The 15,502-nt window shown below is 69.7% G+C and carries 17 protein-coding genes; 7 read left to right on the top strand and 10 right to left on the bottom strand.

The features are described 5' to 3' along the window. The first annotated feature begins 195 nt into the window (after nt 1-195). From FV222_RS05965 to FV222_RS05945, 5 genes are all read left to right on the top strand, one after another. Entirely contained in the window at nt 196-774 is a 579-nt protein-coding gene (locus FV222_RS05965) for an NAD(P)H-dependent oxidoreductase (RefSeq protein WP_147813443.1), read from the top strand. Between the two features lie 64 nt (nt 775-838). Next, nucleotides 839-1,177, top strand: coding sequence for a hypothetical protein (locus tag FV222_RS05960; protein ID WP_147813441.1), 339 nt, complete (start codon nt 839-841; stop codon nt 1,175-1,177). A gap of 156 nt (nt 1,178-1,333) precedes the next feature. Further along, nucleotides 1,334-3,646: a ribonuclease R gene (gene rnr, locus FV222_RS05955; protein WP_147813439.1), complete on the top strand. Its 2,313-nt coding sequence runs from the start codon at nt 1,334-1,336 to the stop codon at nt 3,644-3,646. Nucleotides 3,647-3,670: 24 nt separating this feature from the next. Continuing rightward, nucleotides 3,671-4,135, top strand: a complete 465-nt coding sequence (locus FV222_RS05950; protein WP_246685341.1) for a DUF983 domain-containing protein — start codon at nt 3,671-3,673, stop codon at nt 4,133-4,135. Continuing rightward, nucleotides 4,089-4,829, top strand: a complete 741-nt coding sequence (locus FV222_RS05945) for an NUDIX domain-containing protein (RefSeq protein ID WP_147813437.1) — start codon at nt 4,089-4,091, stop codon at nt 4,827-4,829. The genes FV222_RS05950 and FV222_RS05945 overlap by 47 nt, the downstream gene beginning before the upstream one ends. 112 nt (nt 4,830-4,941) lie before the next feature. Here FV222_RS05945 and FV222_RS05940 read toward each other — a convergent pair whose 3' ends face one another. From FV222_RS05940 to FV222_RS05935, 3 genes are read right to left on the bottom strand one after another with little or no spacing between them, the layout of a single operon-like run. Next, the gene (locus FV222_RS05940; RefSeq protein ID WP_147813435.1) at nt 4,942-5,256 is read right to left on the bottom strand and encodes a hypothetical protein; all 315 of its coding nucleotides are present in this window, start codon (nt 5,254-5,256) and stop codon (nt 4,942-4,944) included. 9 nt (nt 5,257-5,265) lie between these two features. Then, nucleotides 5,266-5,433, bottom strand: coding sequence for a hypothetical protein (locus FV222_RS29360; protein ID WP_187277232.1), 168 nt, complete (start codon nt 5,431-5,433; stop codon nt 5,266-5,268). Nucleotides 5,434-5,451: 18 nt separating this feature from the next. Next, a complete protein-coding gene (locus tag FV222_RS05935) occupies nt 5,452-5,670 on the bottom strand; it encodes a hypothetical protein (RefSeq protein ID WP_210248455.1) in 219 nt (72 codons plus the stop codon). Nucleotides 5,671-5,849: 179 nt separating this feature from the next. Here FV222_RS05935 and rpmG point away from each other — a divergent pair, with 179 nt between their 5' ends. Beyond that, on the top strand, nt 5,850-6,017 hold the full coding sequence (gene rpmG / locus FV222_RS05930; RefSeq protein ID WP_147726819.1) for a 50S ribosomal protein L33: 168 nt from the start codon (nt 5,850-5,852) through the stop codon (nt 6,015-6,017). A gap of 67 nt (nt 6,018-6,084) precedes the next feature. Here rpmG and FV222_RS05925 read toward each other — a convergent pair whose 3' ends face one another. From FV222_RS05925 to FV222_RS05900, 6 genes are all read right to left on the bottom strand, one after another. Further along, nucleotides 6,085-6,987: a LysR family transcriptional regulator gene (locus FV222_RS05925; RefSeq protein ID WP_147751630.1), complete on the bottom strand. Its 903-nt coding sequence runs from the start codon at nt 6,985-6,987 to the stop codon at nt 6,085-6,087. Between the two features lie 58 nt (nt 6,988-7,045). Then, nucleotides 7,046-8,701: an OFA family MFS transporter gene (locus FV222_RS05920; protein WP_147813432.1), complete on the bottom strand. Its 1,656-nt coding sequence runs from the start codon at nt 8,699-8,701 to the stop codon at nt 7,046-7,048. Nucleotides 8,702-8,843: 142 nt separating this feature from the next. Beyond that, nucleotides 8,844-9,137, bottom strand: coding sequence for a formate dehydrogenase subunit delta (locus tag FV222_RS05915; protein ID WP_147751628.1), 294 nt, complete (start codon nt 9,135-9,137; stop codon nt 8,844-8,846). Between the two features lie 161 nt (nt 9,138-9,298). Continuing rightward, nucleotides 9,299-12,154 carry a formate dehydrogenase subunit alpha gene (gene fdhF, locus FV222_RS05910; protein ID WP_147751627.1) on the bottom strand — a complete coding sequence of 952 codons (2,856 nt, stop codon included), beginning with the start codon at nt 12,152-12,154 and terminating at the stop codon, nt 9,299-9,301. A 10-nt stretch (nt 12,155-12,164) separates the two neighbouring features. Then, a complete protein-coding gene (locus tag FV222_RS05905; protein ID WP_147813445.1) occupies nt 12,165-13,724 on the bottom strand; it encodes a formate dehydrogenase beta subunit in 1,560 nt (519 codons plus the stop codon). A gap of 8 nt (nt 13,725-13,732) precedes the next feature. Next, complete coding sequence (locus tag FV222_RS05900; RefSeq protein ID WP_147751626.1) at nt 13,733-14,206, bottom strand: formate dehydrogenase subunit gamma; 474 nt, start codon at nt 14,204-14,206, stop codon at nt 13,733-13,735. 451 nt (nt 14,207-14,657) lie between these two features. Between FV222_RS05900 and FV222_RS05895 the strand changes: the two genes are divergently transcribed. Further along, the gene (locus FV222_RS05895; protein ID WP_246685340.1) at nt 14,658-14,822 is read left to right on the top strand and encodes a hypothetical protein; all 165 of its coding nucleotides are present in this window, start codon (nt 14,658-14,660) and stop codon (nt 14,820-14,822) included. A gap of 40 nt (nt 14,823-14,862) precedes the next feature. Here FV222_RS05895 and FV222_RS05890 read toward each other — a convergent pair. Continuing rightward, nucleotides 14,863-15,502: ABC transporter permease (locus FV222_RS05890; protein ID WP_147813428.1), on the bottom strand; the 640-nt coding region annotated here is incomplete at its 5' end.

Here is a 15,502-nt window from a genome sequence, read left to right as displayed (position 1 = left end):
GCCTGACGCTCACGCACCCCGACCCCGACCGGATCGCCGCGCTCCACCGGACGTTCGGCCTCGCGGACACGCCGGCGGTCCGGGCCGGGGCGTTCGGCTACCGCGCCGAGATCGCGACGCCCGGCGGCCTGCGCGTGCTATCCTGAAGCTTCGGCGGCGGTTGCCAGCCGGCTCATCCAGCAGGAGACCGTCCCCATGGCCCTCGTCTGCCCCGTGATCCTCGGCTCGGTCCGCGCCGACCGGCAGGGCCTTCGCGTCGCGCGCTTCCTGATCGTGCAGCTGGAGGCGCGCGGCTGGGAGGCGCCGCTGGTCGACCCCGCCGCGCTGCAGCTGCCGCTGCTCGACCGGATGTACAAGGAGCACCCGAAGGGCGAGGCGCCGCCGAAGCTCGAGGCGCTGGCGGAGCTCTACCGCCGTGCCGACGCCTTCGTGGTGGTCTCGGCCGAGTACAACCATTCGGTGCCGCCGGCCCTGTCGAACACCCTCGACCACTTCCTGGAGGAGTATTTCTGGCGGCCCTCGGCGATCTGCTGCTACTCGGCCGGGCAGTACGGCGGCGTGCGCGCGGCGATGCAGCTCCGGGCGATGCTGGCCGAGCTCGGCATGCCGAGCATCCCCTCGCTGCTGCCGGTGCCGCGGGTCGGCAAGGCGCTCGACGAGGCCGGCACGCCCGCCGAGCCCTGGCTCACCAGGGCCGCGGGCCGGTTCCTCGACGAGCTGACTTGGTACGCCGAGGCGCTGAAGGCCCAGCGGCAGAAGGGCACGCCGTACTGAGCCCCGGCTGGCACCGCGATTGCCAAGGCCCCAGCCGAGTGGCGGTCGCGAGGCGGGCAAAGGCATGAACGAGAGCGTGGAGCGGGTCCGGGACGCCCTGGCCGAGCTGATCAAGGCGGCGCTGATCTCCGACGACCGCACGAGCCTCGCCTGCCGCGACGCGGCGCGAGCCAAGTTCGCGGCGCTGGCGGCCGACCCGCCCGACGCCGCCTCGGTGCGCGTGGACGGCGCCTGGACGCTGGCGATCCAGGCGGCCGAGGCGCCGGAGTTCCGCGACGCCGAGGGCCAGGTCAACCTGACCCTGCCGCGCGCCGCGCCGTTCGCCCTCGACGACCTCACCGCCCCCGGCTTCGACGTGGATTCCGCCGTCGAGACGATCCGCAAGTCGGCCTCGACCGGCTGAGGGCCGGCGTCGGCGGCCGACGCCTGTTGAGGGCGGGCCGCGCCGATGTTGCTCCGGATCGGGCGCAGCACCATGTTGGGGAGGACAAGCGCGGTCCTCGATCGCGATCCCCGAACAGAACCGTCGCCGCGCGCGGCGCGAGCGAGCCCAAAGCCTTTGGCCAGACGCATCGACACCCAGGCGGGTGAACCCTCCCTGCCCTCGCGCGAGCAGATCGTCGCGTTCATCGCGCAGGCGACGGACACGGTCGGCAAGCGCGAGATCGCGCAGGCCTTCGGCATCAAGGGCGCCGACAAGATCGGGCTGAAGCGCATCCTCAAGGAGATCGAGGAGGACGGCGACATCGCCCGTGGGCGCGGCGGCCTGTCGAAGGCCGGGCGCCTGCCCCCGGTGGTGCTGGCCGACATCCGCTCGCGCGACCGCAACGGCGACTTCCTGGCCTTCCCCGCCGAGTGGGATGCGGGCAAGGGCAAGCCGCCGACCATCGTGCTCCACGCCCCGCGCGGCGGCCGCAAGCCGAGGGGGCTGACCGCCGGCATCGGCGACCGGGCGCTTCTGAAGGTCGAGCCGGACGGCGCCGACGGGCGCTACACCGGCCGCGTCGTCAAGGTGATCGGCAAGAACAAGGCCGAGATCATCGGCGTGTTCCGCGAGGGCGCCCAGGGCGGGCGCATCGTGCCGGTGGAGAAGCGCTCGCAGGGGCGCGAGATCCTGATCCCGCCCGGCGAGGAGGGCGAGGCCCGCGAGGGCGACCTCGTCAGCGTCACGCTGGAGCGCGAGACCCGCTTCGGCCTCCCGCGCGGCCGGGTGCGCGAGCGCCTCGGCTCACTGGGCTCCGAGAAGGCGGTGAGCCTGATCGCGCTGCACCTCCACCACATCCCGCACGTGTTCGCGGAGGCGACGCTGGCGGAAGCGGATGCGGCCAAGCCCGCCACGATGAAGGGCCGCGAGGATTGGCGCGACCGGCCGCTGCTGACCATCGACCCGCCGGACGCCAAGGACCACGACGACGCCGTGATGGCGCAAGCCGACGACGACGCGGGCAACCCCGGCGGCTTCGTCGTCACGGTGGCGATCGCGGATGTGGCGGCCTACGTCCGCCCCGGCACCAGCCTCGACCGCGAGGCGCTGGAGCGCGGCAACTCGGTCTACTTCCCCGATCGCGTCGTGCCGATGCTGCCCGAGCGCATCTCCAACGACCTGTGCAGCTTGCGCGAGGGCGAGGACCGCCCGGCGCTCGCGGTGCGGATGGTGGTCGCCGCCGACGGGACCAAGCGGAAGCACAGTTTCCACCGGGTGATGATGCGCTCGCGCGCAAAGCTTTCCTACGCGCAGGCGCAGGCGGCGATCGACGGGCACGGCGACGATGCAGTCAACGCGCTGCTCGATGGGGCGCTCCGCCCGCTCTGGGCCGCCTACGCCGCGTTGAAGGAAGCGCGCGACAGGCGCGGGCCGCTTGCCCTCGACCTGCCGGAGCGCAAGGTGCTGCTCACCGCCGACGGGGCGGTCGACCGGGTGATCGTGCCGGAGCGCCTCGACGCGCACCGGCTGATCGAAGAGTTCATGATCCAGGCCAACGTCGCGGCGGCCGAGACCCTGGAGGCGGCACGTCAGGTGCTGATCTACCGGGTGCACGACGAGCCGGCGATCGAGAAGATGCGGGCTCTGGGCGAAGTGCTCGCCTCCGTCGGCGTCAAGCTGCCGAAGGAGGGCGCGCTGCGCCCGGCGCTGTTCAACCGCATCCTGGGGGCGGTGGCCGAGACCGAGCACGCGCTGTTCATCAACGAGGTGGTGCTGCGCAGCCAGGCCCAGGCCGTCTACGCGTCCGAGAACCTCGGGCATTTCGGGCTGAACCTGCGCCGCTACGCCCACTTCACCTCGCCGATCCGGCGTTACGCCGACCTCGTCGTCCACCGGGCGCTGATCACGGCGGGGCGCATGGGCTCGGACGGGCTCTCGCCGGACGTGACGGCGGCCGACCTCGCACAGGTCGGCGAGCAGATCTCGGCGGCCGAGCGCCGCGCCATGGCGGCCGAGCGCGAGACCATCGACCGGCTGATCGCCCACCACCTCGCCGACCGGGTCGGCGCGAGCTTCCACGGCCAGATCGCAGGCGTGACGCGGGCCGGCCTGTTCATCAAGCTGGCCGACACCGGCGCCGACGGCTTCGTGCCGATCTCGACGCTGGGCGCCGACTACTTCCGCCACGAGGAAGGCCGCCACGCCCTGGTCGGCGAGCGCACCGGCGAGACCTTCCGGCTGGGCGACAAGGTCGAGGTGAAGCTGGTGGAGGCCGCCCCGGTCGCCGGCGCGCTGCGGTTCGAGCTGTTGTCGGACGGGCGCACGCGGGCGGGCACCAAGTCCGCCGGCACCAAGGCGCCCGGCGGCCGCGCCTTCAAGGCCGCCCCGAGCGGTCGCCCCGCCGGCATCCGCAACACGGGTACGCGTCACCGCGGCTCGCGCCGGTGAGGCGGCCGGGTGTATGGTGACGGCATGATGAGCGAGCCCTCCACCCGCACCGGCCTGGTCCGTTCGATGGCGCGGGGCTTCGTCGGCCGCTGCCCGCATTGCGGCGAAGGCCGGATCTTCGGGCGCTACCTCAAGGTCCGGCCCGAATGCGACGCCTGCGGGCTCGAGATGCACCACCACTGCGCCGACGACCTGCCGCCCTATCTGGTGATCTTCGTGGTCGCCCACGTGATCGGCTACCTGATCCTCGAATCGGAGCTGAACTACGACGTGCCGCTCTGGGTCTCGCTCAGCGTCTGGCCGGTGGTGACGCTGGCGATGGCGCTCGGGTTGCTCCAGCCGGTGAAGGGCGCGGTGGTCGGGCTGCAATACGCCCTTGGCATGCACGGCTTCGCCACGCTACCGGGAGCCAAGCCCGAAGCGGGGCCGGAGGACGCCCACCTTGACCGACCCGGCCTCGACGGCGCGTCCCCCCTCTTCCGGCCCTAAGCCGAAACCATCCGCGGCGTTGCGCCCGCGCGACGCCGCCACGCTGATCGTGCTGGATCGCCGCGCGCGCGCGGCGAAGGTGCTGATGGGCCGCCGCAACGCCGGCCTCGCCTTCATGCCGGGCAAGTTCGTGTTTCCCGGCGGCCGGATCGAGCCGGGCGACAAGCTCATGCCGGTGGCCGGCGCCCTGCCGGACTACGCCGAGGCCGCCCTGACCCGTCAGGTGACGCGCCCCCCCCACCATCTCGGCCGCGCGCTCGCGCTCGCCGCCATCCGCGAGACCTTCGAGGAGACCGGCCTGCTCGTCGGCACCCGCGAATACGGCCCGCCCGAGGACGTGCCCGCCGGCTGGGAGGCCTTCGCGACGCACGGCGTGCTGCCGGACCTCGAGGCCCTACACTTCGTCGCCCGGGCGATCACCCCGCCCAAGCGCGTGCGCCGCTTCGACACCCGCTTCTTCACGGTCGACCGCCGCGCGGTGGCCGCCGAGGAGCCGGGCCGGGTCTCGGACACTTCCGAATTCACGGAGCTCGCCTGGTTCACCTTCGCGGCTGCGCGAAAACTCGACCTGCCGACCATCACCGGCATGATCCTCGACGAGCTGGAGGCGCAGGTCGCGGTCGACTTCGCGCCCTATCGCCAAATCCCGTTCCACGCCGAACGCCACGGGCGGCGCGAGCGCACGGTGCTGTAGGACGCGATGAAGGAGGGGCCTTCATAGGAACTGGAACGCCGGCGTCCGCGGGAATGACGACTTTGGTCAAAGACATCTGCAACGGACCTGGGGCCGGATGGTCCACACAGGATCATGAGCCCGGCTTCGTCGGCCGCTTGATGAGGCCCAATCGGATCTTCTCACCGTAGGTGAGGCGTGCCGCCTTGCCGGCTGCGGCCGCAGCGTCGATCTCCTTCTCGCGGGTGATGAGACCCCCGGAGTGGTATTGGTTGAAGCGTCCACCGACCGGCCGCTGATCGAATGGCTTGTGATCGCTCAGTTCGAGGAAGACGACGTGGTCCGGGTACTGGACGAGCCAGAGCAACTCGCTGGTGTTCGATCGGCCGAGATGCAGGTGCATGATCCCGAAGTTCGCGAGCATCGTGTCCATGCGCAGGCCGGCCACCTTGCTGTATTAGCCTGAGGGCAGCGGCGTGCCGTTGGCGATGCACTTGCGGATCAGGTCGATGTTGGCCGCGAAACCGTCGTCCCGTGCGATCCCCGCCGGGTCGCGAAAAGTGGGCGACAACAGGACCTTCTTCGGCTTCGCCTCGAGCCGGCTCAGTTTCTGCCGGATCAGCATGGCGACGAGGGGCGACGATCAGCGGCGCAGGTGCGCGATGAAGTCGGCTGACGACAAATCCGTAACGTCCTCGCCCGCCTGACCGGCTTCGTGACGGTCGGCGGCCCCTCTCAGCCGGCGCGCGAGGGCGACACCCTTCGCGGATTGGCGCGCCTGCTTCGGCGTCGGGACCGCCTTCTCACGCACCTGCAAGACGCGCGGCGTGACCGATTCGGGATTGGGCAAAAGACGCGACATGCGCATACACATAACATGTGGCCGCGCGCTCCTCAATTCGAGCGGCACATGCCCCGGCCAAGCCGCCAACTTGACGACCCAGGCCCGATCGGGCATTCACCCGCCGGTATTCGGCCGGCCACGCCCGGCCCTTTTGCGTTTCGCGCATGCGGAATGCCGCAAGCACCAGGAGCGCCGCCATGGCCAAGGCCGTCACCGTCAAGATCAAGCTCGTCTCCACCGCCGACACGGGCTACTTCTACGTCACCAAGAAGAACTCCCGCACGCAGACCGAGAAGCTGACGCAGCGCAAGTACGACCCGGTCGTGCGCAAGCACGTCGACTTCAAGGAGTCGAAGATCAAGTAAGCCCTTCGGTCCGGCATCCCGGATCGGACCGCGAGGCCGCCCCCGACCGGGGCGGCCTTTTTCGTTTTTACGCGTCCGGTGCGTCCAGGGTCTTCGCCAGCGTCCGGGCGATGGCGACCAGCGCCGTGATCATCGGGGTGGAGGGCTCGCGCCGGGGCGCCACCAGGCCGATCGTGTGCTCCAGCTCCGGCGCGACGATCGGGACCGCGCGCACGCCGACCATCGGCCCCAGCGCGTCGGCGAGGATCGCCGGCATCACGCTCGCCCACTTGAGCGTGCGGACATGGGTCATCAGCACGATCATCGAGTTCGATTCGAGCGAGGCCGAGGGCTCGCCGCCGGCCTCGCGGATCTGCTGGTCGATGATGCGCCGGTTCTGCATGTTGGGCGTGAGCAGGCAGAGCGGCAGGCGGCCGATCTCGGCCCAGGTCACGGAGGCGCGGTCGTCGAAGGCGCCGCCCTCCGCGGTGAGCAGCCGGTAGCGCTCGCGGTAGAGCGGCACGGAGATCACCCGGCCGAGCGGCTCGTTGTCGAGGTAGGTCAGCCCGGCGTCGGCCTCCAGGTTCTCGATCAGCGAGAAGATGTCGGCCGAGGTGGTCGATTCCACCGTCAGCCGCACGTCGGGGTGCTTCTCGCGGTAGGGCGTCGTCAGGCTCGCCACCATCGGCAGCGCGGTCGGGATCGCGGCGATGCGCAGGTGCCCGGTGAGGCCCCGGCGCAGGCCCGCGACATCCTCGTGCATGGCGCGGCTGTCGGCGACGATGCGCCGGCCCCATTCGAGCACCCGCTCGCCCTCCGGGGTAAATCCCTGGAAGCGCGAGCCGCGCCGCACGAGCTGGACCCCGAAGCGGTTCTCGAGCTGCTTCACGCCCGCCGACAGGGTCTGCTGGGTCACGCCGCAGGTCTCGGCGGCGCGGCCGAAATGCTGCTCCCGCGAAAGCGCGAGCAGAAAGTCGAGCTTGTCGATCATGGCGCCCTCCCCGGCGGCGTGCCGGGAAGGCTATACCCATTCCGCCGGCCCCGCCCGCTCAGCGGAACAGGATCAGCGCCTTGGCGAGCGTCGTCCACACGCCCCAGGCGATCGGGATGCCGACGACGGCCCAGGCCGCGAGCGCCGTCGCGCTGAAGCCGCCCCGGCCGATACCGAAGGAGCCCGACGGGATCGCCCCCGACGCGCCGCGGCTGTTCAGCGCCGCCACGTCGGCGTCCGACATGAACCACTTGGGCTTGAGCGGTCGCACCAGCAGGTTGGCGACGAAGCCGAGCGCCAGCATGCCCGCGAGGATGTACATGGTGCCGTCGTAGAGGCGCGAGCCGGTGACGCCGGCGTCGACCTGCGCCTGGCGGATGTAGTTGACCACCACCGGCCCGACGATACCCGCCGTCGACCACGCGGTGAGCAGCCGCCCGTGGATCGCGCCGACGAACTGCGTGCCGAAGATGTCGGCGAGGTAGGCCGGCACCGTGGCGAACCCGCCGCCGTACATCGACAGGATGATGCAGAACGCGAGCACGAACAGCGCCTGCGACCCGGCCGCCGCGAAGGACGGTGCGGCCGCGTAGAGCGCGATGCCCAGCGCGAAGAAGATCGCGTAGGTGGTCTTGCGCCCGAGCTTGTCCGACATCGAGGCCCAGAAGAACCGGCCACCGATGTTGAACAGCGACAGCAGCCCGACGAAGCCGGCCGCGATCGCGGCGACCTGTGCCTTCTGTCCGGCATCGAGGGCGGCAAAGCTCACGTCCGGCGCGCCGACGAGGCGGCCGCCGAAGATCTCCTGCAGCATCGGCGAGGCGATGCCGATGACACCGATGCCCGCCGAGACGTTGAGGCACAGCACCGCCCAGATCAGCCAGAACTGCGGGGTCTTGTGCGCGTCGTCGAGGTGGACCTGGCCGTTGGTGATCATCCCCGCCTTGGCCGGCGCCGGGCTCCAGCCCTCGGGCTTCCAGCCGGCCGGGGGGACGCGGTAGCCGAGGGCGCCCGCCATCATGAACACGAAGTAGCCGGCGGCCATCACCAGGAAGGTCTGCCACACGCCGACCGAGGTCGGGCCCTTGAACGCGTCCATGAGCATGGCGGCCAGCGGCGAGCCGATCAGCGCGCCGCCGCCGAAGCCCATGATCGCCATGCCGGTGGCCATGCCGCGCCGGTCCGGGAACCACTTGATCAGGGTCGAGACCGGGGAGATGTAGCCGAGACCGAGGCCGATGCCGCCGATCACGCCCGAGCCGAGCCACATCATCCAGAGCTGGTGGGTGAGGATGCCGAGCGCCGAGATCGCCATGCCGCCGCACCAGCAGAGCGCAGCCGCAATGCCGGCCTTGCGCGGGCCCGCCCGCTCGAGCCAACCGCCGAACACGGCGGCCGAGGCCCCGAGGAAGACGAAGAACAGGGTGTACATCCAGCCGAGGTCCGCCACCCGCCAATCGCAGGTGGTGGTCACCAGGGCGGTGGCCAGCGACATGTCCGGGCAAGCCTTCGACGCGGTGATGCCGATGGCGCGCGAGAGCGGCAGCCAGAACACCGAGAAGCCGTAGGCCATGCCGATGCAGAGGTGGATCGCGAGGGCCGCCGGCGGCACCAGCCAGCGATTGAACCCGGGCTTCGCGATCGTGGCTTCGCGCGACAGCCAGGACGGCGTCCGTTCGGGCAGGAGGGTGACGTCGGCCGTCCGTGCAGTCATCGCTGAGGTTTCCCCTTCAAGCGGCCCTGTTGTGCGGGCCGTCTTGCTAGGAAATCTAGATGCCGCGCTGGTCCGAGACTATCCGTGGCCTACCGCAGAATGCAAAATTCACCCTTGGGCGGGTGACAAAAGTGCAGGCCCGTCAACCGGCGTCGCTCGCACCTTCGCCGAGCTTCTGCGGGTCGCGGGTGGCGGCGCGCACCGGGCTCTCGGCCTCGGTCCGGCCCTCGCGCATCGCGCGCACCACGAGCGGGTCGACGCGCTCGCCCATGGCCGGCAGGCAGGCGGTCAGGCTCGCCACCATCTTCGGCGTCCAGAAGGCGATCACGTGGTTGTGGATGCCGGTCACCGCCTCCTCGTCCGGATAGGACCGGAAGAAGGAGGCGATCTGGTTGGCCATCCGCACCAGCTTCTCGTCGCTCGTCAGCGCGCTCATCGACAGACCTTCAAAAACCTTCTGGACACATCGCGGCCCGAACCGATCGCGGGTCCCGTCTCCCAGGGAGAGAAGGACAGGATGAGGGGCGTGACCTCTCCAGGTAGGTCACGCCCCTCATCCCAACCCTCTCCCCATGGGAGAGGGTGCGCGTCGCCTTCCTACTCCGCCGCCGCCTGCGCGATGCGGGTCAGCGAGAAGTCCTCCTCGTAGAACTTCGCCTGCCAATCCGAGGGACGGTTGGTGCGCCGCACCTGCACCGCCGTCACCTTGTACTCGGGGCAGTTGGTCGCCCAATCCGAGAAGTCGGTGGTGATGACGTTGGCGCCGGTCTTGGCGTGGTGGAAGGTGGTGTAGACCACGCCCGGCTGCATCCGCTCGGTGATCTTGGCCTTGAGCGCGATGTCGCCGGACCGGCTCTCCAGCGAGACCAGGTCGCCGTCGACGACGCCGCGGACCTCGGCGTCGAACGGATGGATCTCCAGCACGTCCTCCTCGTGCCAGCGCGAGTTCTCGGTGCGGCGCGTCTGCGCGCCGACGTTGTACTGCGACAGGATCCGGCCGGTGGTGAGGATGAGCGGGAACTTCGCCCCCGTGCGCTCCTCGGTGGCGACGAACTCGGTGATCATGAAGCGGCCGAGGCCCCGCACGAACCGGTCGACGTGCATCATCGGCGTGCCCATCGGCGCCTTGTCGTTGCAGGGCCACTGCACCGAGCCGAGCTCGTCGAGCTTGGCGAAGGAGACGCCGGCGAAGCTCGGGGTGAGCGAGGCGATCTCGTCCATGATCTCGGACGGGTGGCTGTAGTTCATCTCGTAGCCGAGCGCCTTGGAGAGCAGGATCGTGCCCTCCCAGTCGCCGTAGCCGCCCATCGGCGGCATCACCTTGCGCACGCGACTGATGCGGCGCTCGGCGTTGGTGAAGGTGCCGTCCTTCTCCAGGAACGAGGCACCGGGCAGGAAGACGTGGGCGTACTTGGCGGTCTCGTTCAGGAACAGGTCCTGGATGACGATGCATTCCATCGCCATCAAGCCGGACGTGACGTGGTGGGTGTCCGGGTCCGACTGGGCGATGTCCTCGCCCTGGATGTACATGCCCTTGAAGCCGCCATCGACGGCCTCGTCGAGCATGTTGGTGATGCGCAGGCCCGGCGCGTTGTCGAGCTTGGCCCCCCAGAGCGCCTCGAAGCTCTCGCGGGTGGCGTCGTCCGAGACGTGGCGGTAGCCAGGCAGCTCGTGCGGGAACGAGCCCATGTCGCACGAGCCCTGGACGTTGTTCTGGCCGCGCAGCGGATTCACGCCGGCGCCGAGCTTGCCGATATTGCCGGTGGCCATGGCGATGTTGGCCATGCCCATCACCATGGTCGAGCCCTGGCTGTGCTCGGTGACGCCGAGGCCGTAGTAGATGCCGGCGTTGCCGCCGGTGGCGTAGAGCCGGGCGGCGGCGCGGAGCTCGGCCGGGTCGATGCCGGTGTACTGCGCCTGCGCCTCCGGCGAGTGGCGCTCGTCGGCGATGAAGCGAGCCCAGGACTCGAACTCGGCGAGGTCGCAGCGCTCGCGCACGTAGGCCTCGTCGATCAATCCCTCGGTGACGATCACGTGCGCCATGGAGTTGATGAAGGCGACGTTGGAGCCGGGCTTCAGCGGCAGGTGGTGCGTCGCCTTGATGTGGGGCGACTTCACCAGGTCGATCTTGCGCGGGTCGGCGACGATGAGCTTGGCGCCCTCGCGCAGGCGCCGCTTCATCCGCGAGCCGAAGACCGGGTGGCCGTCGGTCGGGTTGGCGCCGATCACCAGGATCACGTCGGACTGCTCGACCGACTTGAAGTCCTGGGTGCCGGCCGAGGTGCCGAGCGTCGACATCAGGCCGTAGCCGGTCGGCGAGTGGCAGACGCGGGCGCAGGTGTCGACGTTGTTGTTGCCGAAGGCGGCGCGCACGAGCTTCTGGACGAGGTAGGCCTCCTCGTTTGTGCAGCGCGACGAGGTGATGCCGCCGACCGAGTCCTTGCCGTAGGTCGCCTGGATGCGCTTGAACTCGGAGGCCGCGCGATCGATCGCCTCCTCCCACGACACCTCGCGCCAGGGATCCGTGATCTTCTCGCGGATCATCGGTTTTGTGATGCGGTCCTTGTGGGTGGCGTAGCCGTAGGCGAAGCGGCCCTTGACGCAGCTATGGCCCTCGTTGGCCTTGCCGCCCTTGTAGGGCACCATGCGGATGATCTTGGTGCCCTGCATCTCCGCCTTGAACGAGCAGCCGACGCCGCAATAGGCGCAGGTGGTCACCTCCGAATGCTCGGGCTGGCCGTGCTCGTGGATCGACTTCTCCTGGAGCGTCGCGGTCGGGCAGGCCTGGACGCAGGCGCCGCAGGACACGCACTCGGATTCCATGAAGTTGGTGTTGCCGGCGGCGACACGGCTGTCGAAGCCGCGGCCCTCGATGGTGAGCGCGAAGGTGCCCTGCACCTCCTCGCAGGCGCGGACGCAGCGGTTGCAGACGATGCACTTCGACGGGTCGTAGGTGAAGTACGGGTTCGACTCGTCCTTCGGCAGGTACTTTTCCGCCGTCGGCGCGACGTGGTTGTCGCCGTCGTAGCCGTAGCGCACGTCGCGCAGGCCGACGACGCCGGCCATGTCCTGCAGCTCGCAGTCGCCGTTGGCGGCGCAGGTCAGGCAGGTCAGCGGGTGGTCTGAGATGTAGAGCTCCATCACGCCCTTGCGGAGCTTGGCGAGCTTGTCGGTCTGCGTCCGCACGACCATGCCGTTCTCGGCCGGCGTGGTGCAGGAGGCCGGCGTGCCGCGCCGCCCCTCGATCTCCACCAGGCAGAGGCGGCAGGAGCCGAACGGCTCCAGCGAATCCGTCGCGCACAGTTTCGGGATCTGCGTGCCGGCGTTCATCGCCGCGGCCATCACAGACGTTCCGGCCGGGACGGTGACGTCCATGCCGTCGATGCTCAGCGTCACCGTCTGATCGCTGACGCGGATCGGGGTGCCGTAGTCGATCTCTTTGATGAGGGCCATGGACGCCTCCCTATTCCGCCGCGACGGGCAGGTCGCCCGCGCGCGAAAAGTCTTCGGGGAAATGGGTGATCGCGCTCATCACGGGCATCGGCGTGAGCCCGCCCATGGCGCAAAGCGAACCGTCGGTCATGACCTCGCAGAGGTCGGCGATGACGGTGAGGTTCTTCTCCGGGCTGATCCCGGCGATGACCTTGTCCATCGTCTCGACGCCGCGGGTCGCGCCGATGCGGCACGGGGTGCACTTGCCGCAGGATTCCGTGGCGCAGAACTCGAAGGCGAAGCGGGCCTGCTTGGCCATGTCGACGGTGTCGTCGAACACGACGATGCCGCCATGGCCGACCAGGCCCTTCTTGGCCGCCATCGCCTCGTAATCGAGGGGCGTATCGAGCAGGTGGTCGGGGAAGTAGGCCCCGAGCGGCCCGCCGACCTGTACCGCCCGCACCGGACGGCCGGAGAAGGTGCCGCCGCCGTAGCCCTCGATGACTTCGCGCAGCGTGATGCCGAAGGCGGTCTCGATCAGGCCGCCGTGGTTCACGTTGCCTGCGAGCTGGATCGGCAGGGTGCCGAGGGAGCGGCCCATGCCGTAGTCGGCGTAGGCCTTGGCGCCGTGCTCCAGGATCCAGGGCGTGGCCGTGAAGGTCATCACGTTGTTGACCAGCGTCGGCTGGCCGAGGAAGCCCTTCAGCGCCGGGATCGGGGGCTTGGCGCGGACGATGCCGCGCTTGCCCTCGAGGCTCTCCAGCAGCGAAGTCTCCTCGCCGCAGATGTAGGCGCCCGCGCCGAGCCGCACCTCGAGGTGGAAGCTCTTGCCGGAGCCCATCACGTCGTCGCCGAGCACGCCCGCCGCGATGCCGTTGGCGATCGCCTCCTTCAGCGTGGCGAAGGCCTGCGGGTATTCCGAACGCAGGTAGATGTAGCCCCGGGTCGCGCCGACCGCGACGGCAGCGATGGTCATGCCCTCGATGAGGTTGAAGGGGTCGCCCTCCATCATCATCCGGTCGGCGAAGGTGCCAGAATCGCCCTCGTCGGCGTTGCAGACCACGTATTTCTGGTGCGACTGCGCCAGCATCACCGTGTTCCACTTGATGCCGGCCGGGAAGCCGGCGCCGCCGCGGCCGCGCAGGCCGGATTCGCGGACTTCGCCGACGGTGCCCTCGGGGCCGAGCCGAAGCGCGGCCTCGAGGCCGCGATAGCCGCCATGGGCCTTGTAGTCGTCGACCGAGACCGGATCGATCACGCCGCAGCGGTGGAAGGTGAGCCGCTGCTGGCGGGCCAGGAACGGGATCTTCTCCGGGTCGCCGAGGCGCAGCGGGTGCTCGCCGCCCTCCGCGAGGCCGGCATCGAGCAGGGCGTCGACGTCGGCGGGCGTCACCGGGCCGTAGGCGACGCGGCCCTCGGGCGTCGCGACCTCGACCATCGGCTCCAGCCAGAACAGGCCGCGCGAACCGGTGCGGACGATCGACACGTCGAGGCCGCGGCGCTCGGCGCCGGAAAACAGCGCCCGGGCGACGCGGTTGGCGCCGAGGCCCAGCGCGACGGCGTCGCGGGGGACGTAGAGGGTGATGCTCATGGCCGTGCTCATGCGCGCGCCTCGCTCAGAGCCGCTTCGAGGCTGTCTGCGGTGAGCCGCGCGATCGGCTCGCCGTCGACGAGGGCCGCCGGGGCGTTCGAGCACAGGCCGAGGCAGTAGACCGGCTCGACGGTGGCGTTGCCGTCGCTGGTCGTGCCATGCCAGCCCGTGCCGAGGCGCGACAGGATCTCGGCGTGGAGCCGGTCCGAGCCCATGGCCTGGCACGCCTCCGCGCGGCACAGCTTCACCTCGTGACGGCCGGCCGGGTGTGCGCGGAAGTCGTGGTAGAAGGTGATGCAGCCGTGGACCTCGGCCCGCGACAGATTGAGCGCATCCGCGATCAGCGGCACGGCGCCGGCGTCGACGTAGCCGAAGGTTTCCTGCAGCGCGTGCAGGATCGGGAGGGTGGCGCCCTCCAGATGGCTGTGCTCGGCGATGATCCCGGAGGCGCGCTGGCCATCCCAGGGCTCGAAACGCGGCATGATTTTCTGCCCAGATTGTTCCTGTTCTAAGGGACGACTGGAACAGAAATGCCGATTGCATTCAATCGCGCAGATTGGTCGTTCGACAAAGGACGCCTGTCAAAACCGGCTGTCCGGCCGGACGTTTCCCTATGTAGAGGCCATCCATCAAGGCATTTTCAACGTGTCCGATTTGTCATGCTGCGCTGCAACACGACCCTTCACCTCGAAGCAACGGATGGTGCCGTGCAATAAACTACCGGTTTGCGCGGCATTCCGACGCCTGCTCGCCAATGGTGATCGGTTTTCGCCTGCAACCGCAGGTGAGCACAGCGGAAATTTCTTTTCGCCCGCATGAAACCTTGGACCAAAGTCCGACTTGACAAACCCTAGGGGCAGCCGGGGGGCTGTCTGTCAGGCTTACGTCGGCGCTGGCAACAGGATGGACGGGGCACCCAAGGTGACGGATTCCATGGTCAAGAGCGATCTCCACCCGCCGCACTCCGGCCCCGGCTCGGATCCGGTGCTCTACGGCGTGGCCGCGGGGCTGGCCGAGCTGTTCCCGCCGGTCACCGGGCACACCCGCGCAGTCCACGACCGCGACCCGGTCGAGACGGACGAGCCCGAGCGCGACTGACGTTCTGCGCGATCGCCGAGCACGTCGCGCACTGGATCTTCTATAAGGCGTCGCGTGCCGTGTCCTGCCACCGCACCAGCGGGTTCGTCAGCGCCACCAGCAGCGCGTCGGCGAGCTTTCCCGCCACCGCGAAGGCGATGATCGCGGCCAGGATTTGCTCGGGCTTGGAGAATTGCTGCCCGTCGATCAGCAGGTAGCCAAGACCCTCGGATGCTCCCATCAGCTCCGCCGCGACCACGAACAGGAAGCCGAGGCCGAGCCCGGTGCGCAACGCCGTGACGGTGGCCGGCAGCACCGCCGGAAGCAGGATGCGCCTCACCTGCGCCGCCCGCGACAGGCGGAAGATCCGTCCCACCTCGACGAGCTTGCGATCGACCGAGGCGATGGCGCCGGCGACCCCGATATAGACCGGGAAGAACACGCCGACGGCGATCAGCGTCACCTTCGGCGTCTCGAGGATGCCGAACCACAGGATGAACAGCGGCACCCAGGCGAGCGAAGGCACCGCGCGCAACGCCTGCAGGCTCGGGTCGACGAGCCGCCGCAGGGTCGGAAGGGTCGCGGTGAGCGCGCCCACGACGATCCCCGCCACCGCCCCGAGCGCGAAGCCGAGGCCGACGCGAACCAACGTCGCCGAGACGTGCATCCACAGGTCGCCGGAGCGGGCGAGGTCCCACAAC

Source organism: Methylobacterium sp. WL103 (assembly GCF_008039885.1).
Lineage (GTDB): Bacteria > Pseudomonadota > Alphaproteobacteria > Rhizobiales > Beijerinckiaceae > Methylobacterium > Methylobacterium cerastii.
The sequence above is the reverse complement of the archived record's forward strand: the minus strand, read 5'-3'. Positions and strand labels throughout refer to the sequence as shown.